The following is a 19660-nucleotide window of genomic DNA, read 5'->3' on the forward strand; positions in this document are numbered from 1 at the left end:
TTTGAGGAACTTGGGAGTTTTGCCGTTTGGATTTGATTTATGGATTCAAGTTTTAGCGGTGTTCCATTCTGTCAAGCTATTTGTCAGCGGGAGGGTCGAAAATATCCTTAACCCGAACGCCGCGGCTGGTGACGAAGTGCAGCTTGGCAACTTCGGCAAGGCGGTCCCAACCGTATTTGTCGGCAAAAGCCTTGGCGGGCGGAAGCACGTTTTTGCCGCTTCCGAGAGGAAAACTCATCTTGTAATGCCGGTCCATGGCCTGGCGGCTCTGCAAAAACTGGTAGCGGGCTATAATGGAAGCGGCAGCCACGGCGGGATCGGCCTCGGCTTTGGGACGCTCTTCCACGGGAATGCCGATTTCCTTGTTTTTCAGGTACTTGCTTACCTTTTTATGCAGGCTGAACTGGTCCACCAGCACACCCTGCACCAGAGGTATCCGTACCAGCAATTCCATGATCGCGGTGCCGTGCTGCCAAGCCAGGAGGTCGTTCAGGTTCTCCCCGCGGCTCTGCCTGTCGGCCATTATCTCGTTGTAGCGCAGCGGCTTGATGACGATGCAGGCGATCCGTTCCGGGAAGCGCGAGTAGAGGTTGTGAGCGATGTCCCTGACCTGGATATCGGTGAGTTTCTTGGAATCCAAAACGCCCAGGGAGCGGATCTCATCAACTTTTTCGGCATCCAGGGCGAAAGCCGCCACCACCAGAGCCCCGAAATAATCGCCCTTCCCGCATTCATCAGATCCGATCCAGCGTTCCCAAGTATGAAAATCGCCCACCGGCCCGGCTTCGGCAGCATTCAGAAGCTTGGCCAGGTCAGCTTTCAGGCGGTTGGGCTTGCCCGCCAGGACTTGGCTGATCCCCTTTTTCAGCGACCAGTAGAGATTCAGGGTGGCGGTTTCGGCGTCGCGCTCCAGCCGCAACTGCAGCCCGTATTGAAGCTCCCTCTGGCTGGAAACGCTGATCCCATGCCGGGCAAGTTCTGGCAAAAGCTGGGCGAGAGCTGATTCTATGTGTTTGTCCATCTGTGTTCCGTATCGTCTTTTACGGCCAGCTTTCCCGGTGGCGGCTATCTGTCAAACGGAAAATAAAATTTGTGCTTGACAGAATTCAGCTTATCTTAGTTTTAGCACTCAGTTACTGAGACTGCTAAATTAATATCCACAGATTAAACCATATGGAGGTATAAATCAATGGCAAAACAAATGCTATATTCACACGAAGCCCGGACTTCCCTGAAGAAGGGAGTAGACCAGCTCGCCGACGCCGTGAAGGTGACTCTTGGTCCGCGCGGCAGAAACGTTGTCCTGGACAAGAAATACGGTTCCCCCACTATCACCAACGACGGTGTGACCATCGCCAAGGAAATCGAGCTTGAGGGCGAATTTGAGAACATGGGCGCCCAGCTCTGCAAAGAAGTGGCGGAAAAGACCCATGATAACGCCGGAGACGGCACCACCACAGCCACCCTGCTGGCCCAGGCCATCATCGAGGAAGGCCTGAAGCACGTGACCGCCGGAGTGAATCCGATGTATCTGAAACGCGGTCTGGAAAAGGCCACCAAGGTTGTGGTAGATAAAATCCACGAGTATTCTAAAGAGATCAAGAGCAATGAAGAGATCGCCCAGATCGCTTCCATCTCTGCCAACAACGATCCCGAAATCGGCAAACTGATCGCCGAAGCAATGGAATCCGTGGGCAAGGAAGGCATCATCAACATCGAGGAAGCCAAATCCATTGACACCGGTCTGGAAAAAGTGGAAGGCATGCAGTTTGACCGCGGCTACCTTTCCCCCTATTTTGTAACCAATGCCGACAAGATGATCGCCGAGCTCGAGGATCCCTTCATCCTCGTCCACGACAAGAAGATAAGCGTCCTCAAAGACCTGTTGCCCATCCTGCAGGAAGTTTCCCAGCAGGGACGCCCCATGCTGATCATCGCCGAAGACATCGAAGGCGAAGCCCTGGCCACCCTTGTGGTTAACAAGCTCCGCGGCGTGCTCAACGTGGTGGCAGTGAAAGCCCCCGGTTTTGGCGACCGCCGCAAAGCCATGCTGGAAGACATTGCCGTCCTCACCGGAGCCACCGTGATTTCCGAAGAAATGGGACGCCGCCTCGACAGCGCCACCATGACCGACCTTGGCCGCGCCAAGAAAATCATCGTGGAAAAAGAGAACACCACCATCCGCGAAGGCGGCGGCAGCGATGAAGCCGTTTCCGCCCGCGTGAAGCAGATCAAGGCCCAAATCGAGGAAACCACCTCCGATTACGACAGAGAAAAGCTTCAGGAACGCCTGGCCAAGCTTTCCAGCGGCGTTGCCGTGATCCGCATCGGTGCCGCCACCGAAACCGAAATGAAGGAAAAGAAAGCCCGCGTGGATGACGCTTTGCACGCCACCCGCGCCGCGGTTGAGGAAGGCATCGTGCCCGGCGGCGGAGTCACCCTGATCCAGGCTGCCAAAGCCCTCAAGACGATGAAAGACCTCGACAGCGAGGAAAAGATGGCCGTTGAAATCCTGATGAAAGCCCTGGAACGCCCCGCTTACCAGATTGCCGCGAACGCTGGCGAGGAAGGCGCTGTGGTCGTGGAAAAACTGAAAGGATACAAGGAAATCCATATGGGCTACAACGCCGCCAACGGCAAGTTTGAGGACCTGATCAAGGCCGGCATCATTGATCCCGCCAAGGTTGTGCGTTCCGCGGTGCAAAACGCCGCCTCCATAGCGGCCCTGATGCTTACCACCGAGTGCATCATCACCGACATCAAGGAACCCGAACCACCCGCCCCGATGGCCAATCCCGGCATGGGTGGAGGAATGTACTAAACAACTCCAATACCATCCATATAAGGCCTCTCCCGAAAATGGGGGAGGCTTTTTTCATGTGTTAAAAGGCAGGCTGGTTGAAAAGGCGGTTCTCTATCAAATCAAGTTGGTTCTGTCGCCCTCCGGGCTGATTCCTGGATGCGGTCTATGGGAACCGCTTCTGCCCCACCTTAACGCCCTTCCCTTCAGCTCCCATCCGCCTCTCGCATAATGGCCGCATCCGGTGCGGGGATTATACGGGAGGCTATCCAATGGCGGATGATAAAGGCTTCAGGACGGACCGGTTGCCTGCTGGGTTTTTTCCAATGGCTGGCAGGCAGGGCGGAGATAGTGGATTGCGCCCCAACACTGCAACTGTTTCCTCTTCAGACGGCCTTAATCAGCTCCGCCAGTACCTTGACTTTGGAGGTTTCTAACACCATATCCTCTTGTAAGGAATGGTGTTACTTCAGTACTTGCTGATTTTCTTGAAGGCTGTTTCCCGCCCCGAGGCATACAGCCTGAGCAGATAGATTCCAGCGTGAACCTGGGTTCCTGAATGGTCCTTCCCGTCCCAGGTCAAGCTGTGTTTGCCGGGTCCGTAAGATGCGCTGGATAAATCGCGTAGCTTCTGTCCCCGGAGGTTGTAAACAGCCAGCTCGGCCCGGGCAGGGGATTTGAGTTCGAAACTGATCTCCACGCTGCCGGAAAAGGGATTGGGACTGGCGGAAAGCTGGATTTCCGGAGGTTTGGGCAGTTCTTCCCCGTTGGCACCGGTGGTGAGGGTGTAGGCATAGATGGCGATGTTGTCCTGCCCGAAGAGATAAAGATACTCATCGTCCCAGGCGATATTGACGGAATATGAGTATTGAGGCAGGAACAGGTCCTCTGTCTGAAATCCCGTTAGCGGAACTGTCGTGTCGTAGAAACTTACTCCGTGAGGCCGGCCCACGCAGACGTAATCGTGGAAGGCAAATGCCCTGATGTCGCTTGCCACTTCAAAGGTTGATAATTCGTTGTGGAATATGCAGGTTGGGCCAGGATAGTCACGGATATACAAGTAGTTTCCCGCGTCCAGCATTGCCCATAACCCAGGGATGAATCCCTCCCTCACCACAGGCGCTTGGGGTGTGTTTTGCTCAAAACCGTTAGTGGCATAGAGGTCATACCGGTCTGGCGAAGAGGGGGAAACGCTGGCCTGATAGAGAATCCCGCGATTAAAAACCGGATCACGGAGAACCACGGGATTGGGATGGCTGAACAGCAGGCTGGCCTGGCCGCCGGAAATCTGGTATTTGCTAACGGACAGGCCATCAGCGGCCAGGCAGTAGAAAAGCTCCGGCTCGCGGGGGTTGAAGAATATCCTGCTTTGTAGGCTGTAGGGCTGTGACCACACCAGTTGCGGGTTTTGGAGGTCGCTGATGTCGTATATGGCTTCGGTTGTCAATGTACCGTAGCTGCCCGCAGGGGTCATCCAAGCCAGCAGGTAATTGCCGTTCACCAGCGCGTAAACCGTCCTGTCGGGAAACACGGAGAAGGCGTATTGTGGAGATTCGGGCTGGGAGATGTCAAAGCAGGCTATGCCGCGGAAACAGACCGGCTGCAGGATGTAGTTGCCGTATTTACAGCCGAAGCTACTATACATGGGCAGGTCGTAACATTCACCGGCAAAGACCACGGTGCCGGAGTCTGTCACCTTCAAGCAGAGGCAGCCATAAAAGGTGCAACTGTGAAAGAGAAAGTCGCCGCAGGCCAGCAATCTCTCCATGGCGGGATATTCCTCCAGGCCGGGCGGGTAGAGGTCGCTGGAGACCAGCAGTGGCTGGCTAAGGTTCGATATGTCATAGACATACAGCCGGGACATGTCTGTTTCATAGTCTCCGAACACCAGATAGCCATTGCAGATCACGCCGTTGGAGTCATATCCGCCCTCGATGAACGACATCTGCTGCCAGTTCAGGATATCCGTGAGCTGGAAGATGTACATCCCCGAGCCGCATTGGCTGCCAACCACGGAAGGGCCCAGATCGGCAAAGCGGGGAAAGGTGTTCACAGGGTAATGCGGCAAAGTGACGGTTCCCAGAGCGGTTAAACCAGTGGCCGGGTCCACGCTGAAGAGATGAAAGGGCGCGGAATTGTAAGGCCGGGTTATTACATATCCGTCCGCGATCGTTTCAAAATGGTAATGCCCCGGATAGCTGTGAGTGATGCTGAGAGTTTGTGGATCGATGCAGACCAGTTCCTGCAGGAAACCTCCGCTTTGAGTGGAGGCCAGCAGCACTCCGTTGGCCAGGCGCATACTCCTGTAACTCAAGCCGGCGGTTCCAGCGGTTATGCTTCCGGCTGGCTGGGGATGGTGAGGATCGGAAATGTCGATCCGGAACAGCACTTCAGCATCCGAACCCACTGCGTTGCCAGAGCCAAAGAACACAGACAGGAAGAGATAATCCTGCCAGGCTACCATTTCGTGGGTCATGCCCGGCACGCCGTAATTGGCAATTTCCGTGAAGGTGTTCGCGGTGCTATCCCAAACACAGACCTGGAACCCGTAACTGTTTGGGATGTAAACATAAGGATACTGGATAACAGGCTGGCGGGCATAGCTCATGTCGTGGGTGGCAAAGGCGAAGCGCGAAACCTCCTGTAACTGCAGTTCCTTCTTCTGAGCCTCGCCCCGGCCGACCCACAAAAGCAGCGTCAGCAACAGCGCCACGCCGAACCAGAGACTGTGCTTTGCTCTGTGTTTCATGATGTTCTGTAGTCTGCCTTGTATATTGGCGATCCTTCTACTCCTCGACCAGCACATCCCCGTAGGAGTAGTGGCCATCGTGGAACCAGACGAAAACGCGGTAGAGGCCTGGCTCAAAATTGTGCACATCCAGGTAATGATTGTGGCATCCTGCACCCAGTATATCCTTTTTGCGCACCGTGTACTGGCTGCCGAGCAGCAGAATGGTCGCGCCGCTTTCGAATTTCACGTCCAGGGGCAGGTAAAAGTAGTTCCGGCAGGGATTCGGATAGGCAGGAGCGATCCTGTTTACAGCCGGGGGCGTTGTAACTGAGCACGGACCGTAAATGTAAGAGTCTGCTCCGTCAAAGACCCTCTCCAGCCAGTAATAATAGGTGTGGCCGGGGGACACGTTCACGTCGGTATAGCTGTAATCGTGCTGCTCGCTGGTGTTGGTGGCGGGGATGAGTTCCGGATTGATAACCTGGGCGTTGGCAAAATCGTTCGTATCAGAGCGGTGGAGACGGAATCCCAGCATGTTCGTTTCCGAATAAGTTATCCATCTCAGAAGAATATGGCCCTGCTCATCCAAGATGACGATGAAGGGATCCCAGGGCGGGGGTATGATAATCGGGTTACCGTGGAAAACATAGCTGTAGGTATTGGTTTCCGGGGCGAAGCTGACCTCCGGCTCCACCAGAAGGAACTCATAATCCGGATGCGACACCAGGAAGCTGTTCTCCAAAGCCGGGTCGTAGGCACCCTGATAGCTGAAGCTGTGAGGTGTGAAAAACCCGGTGTCTTTGCCGTTATAATAGATGGCGGCGTTCAGCTCCACGGAGCCATTGTATTCACAAAACGCCCGGACCAGGATGTGGTATTCGTCCCTGGCCCCGCCTGCCTTGGCGCCCATTTTGGGCAGAGCGCCCCGGCTGGAAGGATCATAGGCAAAGATCTGCCAGTCGTTGGCATCGCCATCTTCGCCGTAAGCCACCGTGCCCAGGGAAGTTCCGTTGGCATCGGTGTGCTCGTAATCGGCAAAATGGTCCACATAAACGGGAAAATCCTGGCCGTCAATTTCGATCCAGCCAGAAGGTTCGTCTTCAGGACAGAAAAGGCTGCAGCCCGCGAGCAGAGCCAGCAGGGCAAGGATCAACAGAAAGGCGATTTTCTTCATCTTAACCTCCTAAACAACAGATATCGCCTGCCGGATTTCCTGTCAATAAAAATAATTGCCTCAGTATTGGGTCGATCTTTTTTCAGCCTAGAGGACTCTTTTCCCCGATTGCATCGGAAATAAAAAATGCCGCCCCGGATCAAATTCCGGGGCGGCATTTCTTTGCTGATTATACGCTTAGCTTATGCTCACTTCGCCGTTCTGATAGTCCAGCTTCATGCTGGGCCCGGCTTTACCGCTAAGCACGGCTTTGGCCATGGCATCCTCCAGCTCTTTCTGGATCAGGCGTTTGAGGGGCCGGGCGCCGAACTGGGGATCGTAGCCGGCGCTGGCAATGTAGTCCACCAAAGCTTCCGTCCAGCTTAGTTCAATGCCTTTTTCGCGCACGCGAGCGGCCAACTGTTCAAGCTGGATTTTCACTATTTCTCGGATGTCGGCCCGGCTGAGGCGGTGGAAGATGATGATGTCGTCCAGTCGGTTCAGGAATTCCGGTCGGAAATACTGCTTGAGGATGTCCATCAGTTGGGGTCGGATGGCCTCAAGGTCGCTGGCATCATAGATTTCCTGCGAGCCGATGTTAGAGGTCATGATGATAACGCTGTGGCGGAAATCCACGGTGCGGCCCTTGCCGTCGGTGAGCCGGCCATCGTCCAGGATTTGCAGCAGGATGTTGAACACATCCGGATGCGCCTTTTCGATCTCGTCGAAGAGGATAACGCTGTAAGGACGACGCCGCACGCCTTCGGTGAGGTAACCGCCTTCGTCGTAACCCACATAGCCGGGGGGCGCACCGATGAGTCGGGAAACCGAGTGTTTCTCCATGAATTCACTCATGTCCAGACGCAGCATGGCTTTTTCGGTATCGAAAAGGTAAGCCGCGAGGGTCTTGGCCAGTTCTGTCTTGCCCACTCCGGTGGGGCCCAGGAAGATGAAGGAGCCGATGGGCCGGTTGGTGTCGCTGAGGCCGCTGCGGGAACGGCGGATGGCGTTGGCCAAAGCGGTTATTCCCTCTCTTTGTCCGATCACGCGCCGGGCCAGTATCTCCTCCAGTCCCAGCAATTTGCTCATCTCGCTTTGCACCAGTTTTGAGACTGGGATATTGGTCCATTTGGAAACCACTTCCGCGATCAGTTCCTCGTCCACCCTTTCTTTGATGAGCGGCTCTGTGTCACCAGCATGATCCTGTGCCTGAATAAGTTCCGCAAGTTCTTTCTCCTTTTCCTTGATAGAGCCGTAGCGCAGTTTGGAAACGATTTCCAGGTCGCCCTCGCGTTCAGCCTTTTCGGCCTGTCCTTTGAGGGAGTCAATTTCAGCGCGCAGCTCGCGGGTCCGTTCAAAGCCCTTCTTTTCGTTTTCCCAACGCAATCTCAGAGCGTTCCGTTCCTCGCTTAGTTGAGCTGTCTCAGCCACAACTTTTTCCAGACGCTGTTTGGAAAGCGAGTCCTCCTCCTTGGCCAGGGACAACCTCTCGATTTCCAACTGGCGCAGCTTGCGCTCGATTTCGTCAAGTTCGCTGGGCAGGCTGTCTATCTCCATGCGCAGCTTGGCACAGGCCTCGTCGATGAGGTCGATGGCCTTGTCTGGCAAAAAGCGGTCGGAAATGTAGCGATCGCTCATCACTGCGGCGGAAACCAACGCTGTGTCGGTGATCTGGACACCGTGGTGCACCTCATATTTTTCGCGGATGCCGCGCAGGATGGAGATGGTGTCCTCCACGCTGGGTTCCTGCACCAGCACCGGTTGGAAGCGGCGTTCGAGGGCGGGGTCCTTTTCAATGTATTTGCGGTATTCATCGATGGTGGTGGCGCCGATACAGTGCAACGAACCCCTTGCCAGGGCGGGTTTTAACATGTTCGAAGCATCCACCGCGCCCTCGGCGGCTCCGGCCCCCACCACGGTGTGGATTTCGTCGATGAAGAGGATTATCTGGCCATCGGATTTCTCCACTTCGGACAGGACTGCTTTGAAGCGTTCTTCAAATTCGCCGCGGAACTTAGCCCCGGCCAGCAGCGCGGCCATGTCCAGCTCAAGAAGCTCCTTGTTTTTCAGGTTTTCTGGAACGTCGCGCGCCACAATGCGGCGGGCAAGGCCTTCCACAATGGCGGTTTTGCCCACACCCGGCTCGCCGATCAGGATGGGGTTATTTTTGCGGCGGCGGGAAAGGATTTGCACGCTGCGGCGAATCTCTTCATCGCGCCCGATCACGGGGTCCAGCTTCTCCTGCCTCGCCAGGCGGGTAAGGTTGCGAGCGTACTTTTCCAAGGCCTGGTATTTGGCCTCGGGATTCTGGTCCGTAACCCGCTGATTACCTCTAAGTTCTTTCAGGGCAAGCAATAACTTGTCCGGGCTCGCCCCCATGGACTTGAGCAGCTTGCCCGCCTCTTTGCCCTTTTCCAGCAGAGCCAGCAGCAGATGCTCCAGGCTGATGTAATCGTCCTGCAGCTTGTCCGCGTCTTTCTCCGCCTGATGCATCACATCCAGAACTTCCTGGGAGAGATATACTTGGGAACCGCTCACCCGGGGTAGTTTGGCCAGGGCGTTCTCCAAATCGCCCGTGAGCTTGGAGAGGTTCACCTCCAGCTTTTGCAGGGCAGGCAGAACCAGCGAATCGCTCTGCCGCAGCAGCGCAGCCAGCAGATGCAGGTCCCGTATCTCCTGATGTCCGTATTCTTCAGCCAGAGCCTGCATCGCCTGCAGCGCTTCCTGGCTCTTGAGAGTAAATTTCTGTGCGTTCATGGCACCTCCTTTTAAGGACATAATAGCCAGGTCCGAGGCGATGTCAAGATATATTTTAGCAGTCTCAGTAGTAGATTGCTAATTTTATGGAACTAATTGGAGAAGAACGCGATAAAGCATATTGAAATAGTGTTTGCACCGATCAGGAAGGCCGCAGAGCGGCAGATTATTGACATTTTTCGTCATGCTAAATCCAGTTCTCTTCCAAACCGGATGGGTAAAGCCCGGAGGATTACAGAAATGCTTACCCACCAAAGCTTCCAGCCAGCCACACCCTTAACCCCCGAGGCCATCCCCCTCCCACGCCTCCCGCACTATACTCGCACCGAATGCGGGCATCATGCGGGAGGCGAATTTAAGGCTTGGCACAAGGCCTTAACGGCCAAGCTGCATAGCATCATTCCCTTACGGGGTTTCCCGACCGTTCACATCCCCATTTTCGTTTGCCGCAACTTGGCTAACCTCCTTGATTTGAAAGATATTCCCAAGTTATAATGCCGGCACAAACAAAAACCGGGACCATCGTCCCGGCTTCGTTTTTGAAATTCTTATCCGTTTACCTAATCCATTTTCCGTTCACTGGCTCATCAGCACTTTGGCCGAGGCATTAAGCCCATCGCTGTGCAAGCGGATCAAATATACTCCGGGAGCGGCTTTTTGCCCCTCCTTATCCCTGCCGTTCCAAGATATTTCAGAATTTCCGGCAGTAAGCACCTGGCTCCAGGAGCTCACAATCCGGCCTTTCACATCATGCACGGAAACGCTGGCCTGGCGGGCTTCCTTGCTTTGCACGGACAGGGTGGTGGAATCCGAAAACGGATTTGGCCAAACCCGGTCCAAACTCAGTTCCGCTGCTGGAGAAGCGGTTTCTTCATCCACAGCCACCCCGCCCCAGATGCGGCCCACGAATTCCGGATGGTCAACATAGGGGTTGCGGTTGGTCTGAAAGCCGTAAATGCCGTTGTTGCGGGAGATTTCGGCGGCGTCGGGCGGATCGGCAAAATGCCACTGCACCAGCACCGGTGTCATGTTCACGTTTTGCTGGGTGAGGCTGTCGTTATAGCGGGTGTTGAAATAAAGCAGGGCACGGGCGATGTTGCCCTTGCTCTCGTCGGCCGGTTCGAAAACCGTGTAGCCGCCTGAGCTTTGGCCACGGTAGCTCTGCCAGGGGGTGTCGTTGTAATAGACGTTCGCGGAGGCGTGGTTGGCCACCGTGAACAGGGGATAATTGCCCCGCGAGCTGTTCACCACCGAATTGGAGGGATATAGATGGTGCAAATCGGCCTTTTTCCGGCTGGATTCATTCGAACTGAACCAGCTTTGGGCGTAGGTGTGCTCGGTGTTTGGGTTGTTGGAACCGGTGTAGTTGTAGCCAACGTAATATTCCTCGCCGGTATAGATGCAGGTCACATAGCCGTTGTGGTTGTCAAGTTGCTGAAATAGAAACTCTTTGGCTGCTCCGTAATCGCTGTTGGTGTTCGTGGAGATGAGAGTGCGCAGCGCGGAATAGAGTTGCTGTCCGCTGAGGTTTATCACGTTATCGTAGTAATTGCCCTGGGCGCAGGCGAAGGCAACGGCCAGCAGCAGGAGCAGGGTAAGGATCATATTCTTCATGGTCTTATGTCTCCGGAAGCGTCCGCAAAGAGCAGCCGCTCCACGCATTCAATGATGATGTGCAGGATTAGGGTGTGCAGTTCCTGGATCCTGTCGCTGTGTTCGCCGAGCACGATTATCTGGAATTCGCAGCTTCCGGCGAGCCTGCCTCCATCCCTGCCCAGCAGGGCGACGGTGTGGCAGCCCAGTTCCCGCGCGGTTTCCAGGGCGCGGATCACATTGGGTGAATTGCCACTTGTGGAAATTCCCAGCACCACGTCCTCAGCCACGGCGTAAGCTTCCACGCCTCGGGCGAAGACCTGTTCGAAACCATAGTCATTGCCCACACAGGTGATGTGGCTGGGGTCAGACAACGCTATGGCGGGCAGAGCCTTGCGGTCCCGGCGAAAGCGGCCTGTAAGCTCTTCCGCGAAGTGCATCGCGTCGCACATCGAGCCGCCGTTTCCGAAAACTATCACCTTGCCGCCGCAGTCAAATCTCCGGGCGATCAGCCTGGCTATGTTTTCGATGGCGGCGAAATTGCCATCATCAGCCAGAAATGTCTCCAGGGCGTGGCTGGCAGCGGTGCAGGAAGCTTGGATGAGTTCACGCATGTTCAGAGGTTTTCCCGAATCTTGATTTTGGTTTTCAGCTCGTCTTCCTCGATCTCGTCCAGTTCCTTCAGGATGGAATTGATCAGGCGCACGCGCTCCTTATATGGTATGAAGGCGCTCTTGAAACCGTTCAGGAGCACGTTTTTTATGGTGGGGTAATCCAGTTTGAGCTCGTTGATGGCCAGCAGATATTCGTCGGTGAGGGTGGTGTTTGAAATGGTTCGGTTGTCTGTGTTGATGGTCACTCGGAGGCCGAAGTCGATGTAAAAGTCGATGGGGTGGCTGCGGATATCCGGCACCGCCTTGGTGTGGAAATTGCTCTTGAGGCAGATCTCCAGAGGGATGCGGTGGTCGTTCACATAGTTCAGCAAATCGCCGTCCTCCACCAGCCGGGTGCCGTGCCCGATGCGGTGCGCGCCGCAATAATGAAGCGCCTGGTGGATGCTGTCAGGACCATAGGCCTCGCCGGCGTGGATGGTGATGTTGAGATTGTTTTTCAGCGAAAGGTCGAAGGCTTCCTTGTGGTCCTTGGCGGGGTTGTTGTACTCGCCTCCGGCCAGGTCAAAGCCGATCACGCCCTTGTTTTTGAAGGCGATAGCCAATTCTGCCAGCTTCACCGAGGTGGTGGGGTCCATGTTGCGCAAACCGCAAATGATAACAGCGGTCTTGACTCCAAAATCTCGTTCCCCCTGTTTGAGCCCGTCGATTACAGCCTGCGATATCTCGGTGAGTTTGAGGCCCTTATTTGTATGCAGTATTGGGGAATAGCGCACTTCCATATAGCGCACGTTCTCTTTGGCGGCGTCCTCGGCCAGTTCATAGGCCGCGCGGCGCAGGCCTTCCTTGTTCTGAAGCACCAGGTTCACGATCCCGAAGCCGCTCAAATAGTCTTCCAGGCTTTCGGTGTGGTCGCCGCAAACGATCAGGTCGCGCAACTCGTCCGGGTCCAGAGTGGGCAGCTTGATCTTGAACTGCTTGGCCAGATCTATGATAGTGTCGATGCGCACGCTGCCATCCAGGTGAACGTGCAGGTCTGTCTTGGGGAGTTTTTGGATGAACTCCCGGGTCATTTTGATATCCATCATATTATCCTTATTTGCTTAACAGGTCATTTTGACGGATGCAGGCTGCCTGTCAATCAAAAAAAACATGCTGACTTGAATAACTCAGTCTGGATAAGACAGTCGATGACCTTTGTGATATACATAATCGATCAGCTTTCTAAGTTGGGTTGGGGCAGTTATCCACATTTTTGATAATCCTCAAACCCGAGAAATGGCCATTTAATGCAACCAGAAGCCTATTCCCAACGCCCTGATGCTGCACGCGGCAAACATTTGTCTTGACAGCAGCTCCGGTTTGGCAAGTATAACCAAAATCGCTAGAGAAGGTGAGTCCGGTGAATAGAATCCACTTTGGAAAAACAAGTTTCAAACAGCTTTCCCCCGCGCGAAGCGGACATGCGGTTAGGATAGGCTTGCTGCTTATCCTGCTATCCCTGTCCCTCTTCGCGTTCGCCCAGGAAACGGATTCGGTGAAAGGCTATCTGCTTCTGCAATGTAACCTTCCCGGTGTGAAATACCAGATCAACGGCCGTGAATATACTGAGGTGCAGTATTTGCCTCTGACCCCAGGAATGTATCAGGTCCGCGCTTTCGGAGCAAATCCAGTCACAGGCCCCTTTGCCGAGGAACGCCAGATGGAAATCCGGCAAGGCGAAACCACCGTCGGGAAATTTGATTTTCCCCACGGTACCCTGAGCCTCTTCAGCAACGAAACCTATGCCCGTTTCACCATCGACAACGCCAAACTCGGCAAAGTGGAAAACCTGCCCCTCCCGCCCGGAACCTACACAGTGACAGCCACTTTGCCCAAGGCCGTCACCGGGTTTGGGGATTACCTGATCACCCGTCCGATAACCATCCAGGCCGGCATGCATCTCGACCAGAGCATGGATTTTAGATACGGCACCGTTACCATCAACTCTTCTCTGGATGACACACGCTACCTGATCGACGGCGTCTCGAAAAAGAAGGTGCAGAAACTCAAACTCCTGGAAGGTGAGCACAGCTACACAGCCTTTCCACCCGCGCCCCACACCGCGCGATCGGGAACTTTCACCATCCGTGCCGGGGAAGACCTGCCCCTTGAATTGGAATTCGCCAAAACCCGCCAGATCAGCGACGCGGAAAAACGCCGCGAATACACCTGGCGCTTTGGCCTCATGCCTGCCGCGGTGCTGGAAGCGAACCACTATTTCAGCTTCGCCGGCACCGGCCAATCCGGTTATACTCCTTTATGCAACGGATTCTCTGTCAGCGGGTTGCGCTTCAAGGCCATCAACCTCTGGCAAAAAGAACTCACCCAACCCTACACCTCACGCTATCCGAACTACATGATCGGCGGCAGCCTGCTCGACCAGGCGGTTTTCACCTGGGAAAAAGACAACAAGCATTCCGGCATTTTGCTCGACCTCGCCAGCGTCAGCACAGGATTGGCACATATTTCTCCCGCCGGTTTTCTGCACGCGCAGATTGAGCTGATCGGCCATTTTTCCTATCAAAAGCCGCTGGTGAGCGAAATCGGCTATTACTCCTATGTTACTGCCTTCAAAGAAGGTAGCGGACGCACATACAGAGTCTGGGGCTTCCAGTGGGGCGGCGAAACCAGGCTGCAACTGGGCGTCCGCCTGGCCAAGTACAACTACCTGAATCTGCACCTCGGTGCCCGTTACCAGCAACCCCTGGGTGGGGACTGGTATTCAAACAACGATATTGCCGCCTGGATGACCGAGGACGCGGAATTGCCCCAACCTGACTGGCCAGCCGGCGTTCCCGCCCGCAACGCCGCTTTCGATGGATTCAGCCTCTACGCAGGCATCGGCCTGGAAACCAATCTCATTCCCTCCCTGCTGGGTTTGCTGCTCGACAAAGCGGATAAAACCGAAGGAAGCGACCTGCTGAACTGAATCCCGGGCTCTTATCCCGTTCATCCCGCTTTACCCGGTCCAGACATGCTCCCTGAAGGTTTTGGCTCAAGCTCAATTAGGATGAACAATGTCCGTTTTGAAAAAGAGCCATCAATGCTAATCCATCGCAATGTCCTGCCAGTCGGGCCCTGAGCGCTCGAGGTCATCCCCCTCCCACGCCTCTCGTATAATCCTCGCATCAAATACGGGCATGATGCGGGAGGCGCGTCCGGGACGCAGGAAAAGGCCTTAATGGCCAGACGGTATTGCTTCGTTCCTTCGCGGGGGAACAAGAGCTGGAATGATGGCAGTCGAACCCTCTTTCTATAAAAATGAGAGTAAGATAGGTCTTGGATGATGAATGTCGGTCGGGGTGGGGATTATAGGCAGGTACTATTTCAGGTGCTTGCGATAGTATTGGGCAAATGGTCGCCGATGCCTGTGGACTTGGCCAGATTCTGCCAGCGGTCCAGTTGTTGGGGCGAAGCAACTGAATTAAGCCGCTCCTTTTCGCTTTGGCAGCGAGCTTGGCTCAGTTGGCGGACCAGCGGAGCCAGATCGCGGATGGCGGCAAGGGTTTGGGCCTCCAGTTCGAAATCCAGCACGGCCGCGAAACGCAGGGCACGCAGCAGGCGCAGGGGATCTTCCTTAAACGATGTGTGGGGATTTCTGACGCAGCGGATGAGGCGGTTGTGGAGGTCTTGCTGGCCAAGGGTGCAGGGGTCCAGAATATCCGCGTCCGAAATCCTCTGATAGAGCGCGTTCACGGTGAAATCACGGCGGAGGCAGTCAGCACTGAGAGGGGCGAAACGAACCTGGGGAAAGCGGTTTCCAGAACGGTAGATTTCGCTCCGGGTCATCACGAATTCCAGCTGGATGCCTTCCAGAGTGAGTTTGGCGGTTCCGAAGGCAGGATGGGCCTTGGGTTCCGACACGGCGTACCGACCTGCCAGAAAGCGGGCCAGGGCGATGCCGCCACGGGACAATTCCACGGCAATGTCGGCGTCCAAAACCTGATCAGACCTGCCGAGCAATTGGTCGCGCACGCATCCGCCGGCAAAGTAGCATTTCCCCCAGAATTTTGAGTTTACGGTGGCTTCAGCCAGAAGCAACCGCAGCTCTTCCAGCTTCACAGCAATTCCCCGATCACGGCATTGGAAACAAAGAGAGCCGTATCCGTCAGGCGCAATCGGTCTCCTTCGAGGGCGAGGAGTCCGGAAGCGCTCAGTTTGGCGATCTCGGCCGCTTTTGCGCTACGCAGGTCATATTGGTAGAGGCTTTGAAGTTCATTCAGGTCCAGTCCCTCAAGCAGCCTTAGCCCCATCATGATGTGGTCAGCGCAAGCCTGCTCCAGAGAGCATTCCCCGGCCTCTTCCGGCATCTTTTGCGTGTCAATGTTGTGATAGTATTGGTCCAAATCAGCCGGATTGGTATAGCGCAAAGGCGGCAGCCAGCCCGACGCCGAGGCGCCCACAGCCAGCCAAGGCTTGCTTTTCCAGTAAGTTAGATTATGACGCGAAGCCATTCCCGGGCGGCAGAAATTGGAAATCTCGTAGTGTTCGAAACCGGCGGCAATCAAGGTTTCACGCAGGGTATCGTATTGCGCGGCAAGGTCATCCTCATCCGGAAGGGGTGTTTGCGCCCCGGAGGCAAGGTCGCGTCCCAAAGGCGTGTCCGGATCTGGGGTGAGCAGATAGGCGGAAATATGGTCTGGGCTAAGGGCGAGGTAGTAGTCGAGGTTGCGGCGAATACTGTCCACGTCTTGTCCAGGCAGCCCATAGATCAGGTCCAGGGAGAGATTGCCGAATCCATATTCGCGGCAAAGCCTGATCTGGGCGGGAATCCGGTCTGAGCGGTGGCGCCGGCCCAGCCAGGCCAGGTCTTTGTCATCCATGCTCTGCAAGCCGATGGAAAGCCGGTTCGCGGGTGTTTCACCAAGTTTTTGCAGGTAGGGTGCAGTGATCTGGATGGGATTTATCTCCAGGGTGACCTCGGCCTCCTGAGCCAAGTCGAACAGGCCGCAAAGGGATTTGATCTGATCCGCTTCCAACAGCGAAGGCGTGCCACCACCAAAGTAGAGGGTCCGCGCCTGTTTCAGAGCGGGATTGCGTTGCTGCCAGAGGTCGATCTCGCGCCGCAGATAACCAAGGTATTCCTCCTGGGCGGAGCGGGAAAAAGGACGACTGAAAAAGCTGCAATAGCCGCAGCGGGCCAGGCAAAAGGGGATATGCAGATAGACGGCCACCCCGCGACCATCGCGGAGAGCCGCATCAGAAAAGGCATCCAGGCTGGGACACATATCCATCCCTCACCCCGGAAGCTGGATTATCCGGAGGCTTTGGCCTTTTTGGGCGTTTTGGCTAAGCGGAACATCCGGTCCCAGCGGACGTGGGGTGTGTCGAAGAGTTTGTTGTATTCGATGCCTTTGGAGAAGAAGATCAGCCAGGGTGTGCCGGTGATGTCCTTGCGGTCAAGAAATCCCCAGTAGCGGCTGTCATCGCTCACGTCACGGTTGTCGCCCATCACGAAATACTTGCCCTCGGGCACCTTGATGGGGCCAAACCAGTCGCGGTTGTAGATTGTGCGGGCGGGGATTCCTTTGAGGCTGTCGGCCGGCACGCGGTAAGGTTCATACCAATCGTCAACTGTGATGTAGTTGTCATTGTCGCTTTCCGCGTAGCGGTGCTGGAAAATCTGGGCTGGCGATTCGGGCGGCGAAGGGATCGGAATGCCGTAGCATTCATAACCCTGGGTGAACTCTTTCCCATTCACATAGACCAGTTTGTCACGCACCTCAACGATGTCGCCAGGCATGCCGATCACGCGTTTGACCACATTTTTGCGGGCGTAATAGGTGATGTGGAAAAAGGTCATGGGAAATTTGGCAAAGCTTTGGGTTTTATTGAAATAGAGAGGATGAAAGAGCTTGATGAAGTTGTCCTTCGAATCCGGGTGTTCCGGTGTGTCTTTCTCGATCTTGGGAAAGCGGAAGGTTACGATGTCCTCGCGTTTGGGGTCAGCGAAGAAATACTTCAATTTGTTGGCCACAAGGTAATCGCCGGTAAGCAGGGTTTTTTCCATTGAGGGCGAAGGGATCATGAAGTTCTGGAACGTATAGTTGCGAATGATCATAGCCACCACAAAGGCGAAGAGGATGGATTCGATCCAGTCTTGCAGCCAGGGTTTGCGGCGGCGGAACTTCTTTCCTTCCGGGATGGGCGTGATGGTGTAAGCCGGCTCTTTGTATTCCTGTTTTCGCGCTTTGGCCTTGATTATGTTTTTATCTTTCATCATTTCCTTCATTAAAACTGATATCCACACCAGTTTTAAGGTTGCCAGCTTTTGTCAAGCGGGAAATTGTCAAGCCAAGTCTGTGTCGAGGCCAGAATGCATCAGAAGGCCAGCATCAGCAGGGCTTCGATGTCCGCGGTGCCGAATTCGATGATCCTGCCCAGTCCCGGTGACTGCAGGATGATGTCCCGCAACTGGGAAAGCTGGTCTTCGCGTATGCCGAGGTCGCGCAGGCAAGTCGCTGAACCCCAAGCTTCTATCTGGTCGCGAAAGTGGCGCAGGGCGTGGGACACGCTGTCGGCGCCATGCACGTTTTTAGCCCAATATTCGAAGCGGGCGGGCTGTCTTTCGCTTACATACTCGATCCAGGCGGGAAAAATCACTCCTAGGCCCTCTCCGTGGGCGATGCGGGGGTCCAGAACGGAAAAAGCGTGCTCAATGCTGTGGCAGGCCCAGTCACCGCCCTGAAGGCCTGCGCCGCTGATGCCGTTGAGAGCCAGGGTGGCGCACCAGGCCAGGTTTCCGCGGGCCACGAGGTCGGCGGGGTTCTGCTGCAGCCTGTTGGTGGCTGAAGTGATGGTTTTAAGCAGGGCCACATTGATGGCGCGTGTAGTTTCTGCCGGGCTGTCCATGAAAAAGTATTCCAGAATGTGCGCCGTGGCATCCAGGGCTCCGTTCACCGTCTGGCGCCAGGGCAGGCTGCTTTGCACAGAGGGATCGATGATGGAAACGCGCGGATAGAGTAGCGGGGAGCCAATGCTCCACTTCTTTTGCTCTTCAGTGTGGGTGATCACGGCGTTGCCGTTCATCTCGCTGCCGGTGGCGGAAAGCGTGAGCACCGTGAAGACGGGCAAAGCCTGTTCTATCCTTTCCACTCCGGTGAAAGCGTTCCACACATCCCGCAGGTAAAAACCTGCCGCGGTGGCTTTAACGCTGTCTATAACGCTGCCTCCTCCCACGGCCAGGATGGCGTCCACTTGCTCGGTTTTGGTAAGGGCAATCAGCTCATACACCTTTTCCAGAGTGGGATTGGCCTGCACACCCCAAGCCTCGGTCCAGTCGATCCGGCTGCCCCGGAGACTTTTACTGACCTGTTCGTACACGCCATTCGCGCGAATCGAGCCTCCACCAGCCACCAGCAGGCATTTGCGCACTCCGGCACTCTGAAGTTCTGGTCCGATCCGCTCTATCGTTCCCACCCCAAAATGGACCCGGGTGGGGTTGTGCATAATGAAGGAATCCATTTCTGCTCCTTAATCTTGTAAACTGATTCAAAAGCCTTGTCGGTTCAAGAATATATTAAAGGCAAATCGCTGCCGGGCAAGCTGAAATGCGCTTCACCGCCAAGCGAATCCTCTTCAAAACATATTTCTTGACAGCCCCGGCATTAAGAAAGAAAAAGTAAAAAGAAGAAAGCATCCCTGCAGGAGACATCCATGCATCGTATCGTCTGCCTCGCTGTTCTGCTGCTGAGCTACAACATCTACCGCCGCGCTGGGAACGGTGAGACTCTGCTTGCCTCAACCTGGGTATGGAACCAGGGCCTGATGCCTAATTCGAACGGCTCTTACAGCTACTAGGACACGGGGCTGACCAATGGGATGGTCTTGAGCGCTAATACCATTTCGCTTGCATAAATACTAGAATTGATTATCCTGTCTCTGTATTCATATCACTGGAGGTAGTGATGAGAAAGATTCAAGTAAGCGACACCTTGCCGGCATCAGAACTCAAACGTCGGATGCTAAGTAGC

The 19660-nt window shown here is 55.2% G+C and carries 14 protein-coding genes; 3 read left to right on the forward strand and 11 right to left on the reverse strand.

The window, feature by feature from the left end; translation table 11 throughout:
* Positions 1 to 76: 76 nt before the first annotated feature.
* A complete protein-coding gene (locus tag GX466_07200; GenBank protein ID NLH93988.1) occupies positions 77 to 1021 on the reverse strand; it encodes a ribonuclease HIII in 945 nt (314 codons plus the stop codon).
* 168 nt (positions 1022 to 1189) lie between these two features.
* Here GX466_07200 and groL point away from each other — a divergent pair, with 168 nt between their 5' ends.
* Positions 1190 to 2821, forward strand: coding sequence for a chaperonin GroEL (groL, locus tag GX466_07205; protein NLH93989.1), 1632 nt, complete (start codon positions 1190 to 1192; stop codon positions 2819 to 2821).
* Between the two features lie 448 nt (positions 2822 to 3269).
* Here groL and GX466_07210 read toward each other — a convergent pair whose 3' ends face one another.
* The 6 genes from GX466_07210 to add form a co-directional block, all read right to left on the reverse strand.
* Positions 3270 to 5549 carry a T9SS type A sorting domain-containing protein gene (locus GX466_07210; protein NLH93990.1) on the reverse strand — a complete coding sequence of 760 codons (2280 nt, stop codon included), beginning with the start codon at positions 5547 to 5549 and terminating at the stop codon, positions 3270 to 3272.
* 37 nt (positions 5550 to 5586) lie between these two features.
* A complete protein-coding gene (locus tag GX466_07215; protein NLH93991.1) occupies positions 5587 to 6705 on the reverse strand; it encodes a hypothetical protein in 1119 nt (372 codons plus the stop codon).
* Between the two features lie 177 nt (positions 6706 to 6882).
* Positions 6883 to 9441 carry an ATP-dependent chaperone ClpB gene (clpB, locus tag GX466_07220; protein NLH93992.1) on the reverse strand — a complete coding sequence of 853 codons (2559 nt, stop codon included), beginning with the start codon at positions 9439 to 9441 and terminating at the stop codon, positions 6883 to 6885.
* 576 nt (positions 9442 to 10017) lie between these two features.
* On the reverse strand, positions 10018 to 11055 hold the full coding sequence (locus GX466_07225; protein NLH93993.1) for a T9SS type A sorting domain-containing protein: 1038 nt from the start codon (positions 11053 to 11055) through the stop codon (positions 10018 to 10020).
* Positions 11052 to 11648, reverse strand: a complete 597-nt coding sequence (locus GX466_07230; protein ID NLH93994.1) for an SIS domain-containing protein — start codon at positions 11646 to 11648, stop codon at positions 11052 to 11054. Before GX466_07230 ends, GX466_07225 begins: the two co-directional genes overlap by 4 nt.
* A gap of 2 nt (positions 11649 to 11650) precedes the next feature.
* Positions 11651 to 12730 (reverse strand): adenosine deaminase, encoded by a 1080-nt coding sequence (add, locus tag GX466_07235; GenBank protein ID NLH93995.1) that lies wholly within the window; start codon positions 12728 to 12730, stop codon positions 11651 to 11653.
* Between the two features lie 317 nt (positions 12731 to 13047).
* Between add and GX466_07240 the strand changes: the two genes are divergently transcribed.
* Complete coding sequence (locus tag GX466_07240) at positions 13048 to 14616, forward strand: hypothetical protein (GenBank protein NLH93996.1); 1569 nt, start codon at positions 13048 to 13050, stop codon at positions 14614 to 14616.
* Positions 14617 to 15014: 398 nt separating this feature from the next.
* Here GX466_07240 and GX466_07245 read toward each other — a convergent pair whose 3' ends face one another.
* The 4 genes from GX466_07245 to GX466_07260 all read right to left on the reverse strand — a co-directional run bounded on the left by GX466_07245 (position 15015) and on the right by GX466_07260 (position 19151).
* On the reverse strand, positions 15015 to 15749 hold the full coding sequence (locus GX466_07245) for a CCA tRNA nucleotidyltransferase (protein NLH93997.1): 735 nt from the start codon (positions 15747 to 15749) through the stop codon (positions 15015 to 15017).
* Positions 15746 to 16915 carry a radical SAM family heme chaperone HemW gene (gene hemW / locus GX466_07250; GenBank protein ID NLH93998.1) on the reverse strand — a complete coding sequence of 390 codons (1170 nt, stop codon included), beginning with the start codon at positions 16913 to 16915 and terminating at the stop codon, positions 15746 to 15748. The genes GX466_07245 and hemW overlap by 4 nt, the downstream gene beginning before the upstream one ends.
* A 26-nt stretch (positions 16916 to 16941) precedes the next feature.
* On the reverse strand, positions 16942 to 17910 hold the full coding sequence (gene lepB / locus GX466_07255; GenBank protein NLH93999.1) for a signal peptidase I: 969 nt from the start codon (positions 17908 to 17910) through the stop codon (positions 16942 to 16944).
* Between the two features lie 98 nt (positions 17911 to 18008).
* Positions 18009 to 19151: an iron-containing alcohol dehydrogenase gene (locus tag GX466_07260; GenBank protein NLH94000.1), complete on the reverse strand. Its 1143-nt coding sequence runs from the start codon at positions 19149 to 19151 to the stop codon at positions 18009 to 18011.
* A gap of 192 nt (positions 19152 to 19343) precedes the next feature.
* Here GX466_07260 and GX466_07265 point away from each other — a divergent pair, with 192 nt between their 5' ends.
* Complete coding sequence (locus GX466_07265) at positions 19344 to 19487, forward strand: hypothetical protein (GenBank protein NLH94001.1); 144 nt, start codon at positions 19344 to 19346, stop codon at positions 19485 to 19487.
* Positions 19488 to 19660 lie beyond the last annotated feature (173 nt).

This window comes from Candidatus Cloacimonadota bacterium, assembly GCA_012516855.1.
Classification (GTDB): Bacteria; Cloacimonadota; Cloacimonadia; order Cloacimonadales; family Cloacimonadaceae; genus Syntrophosphaera.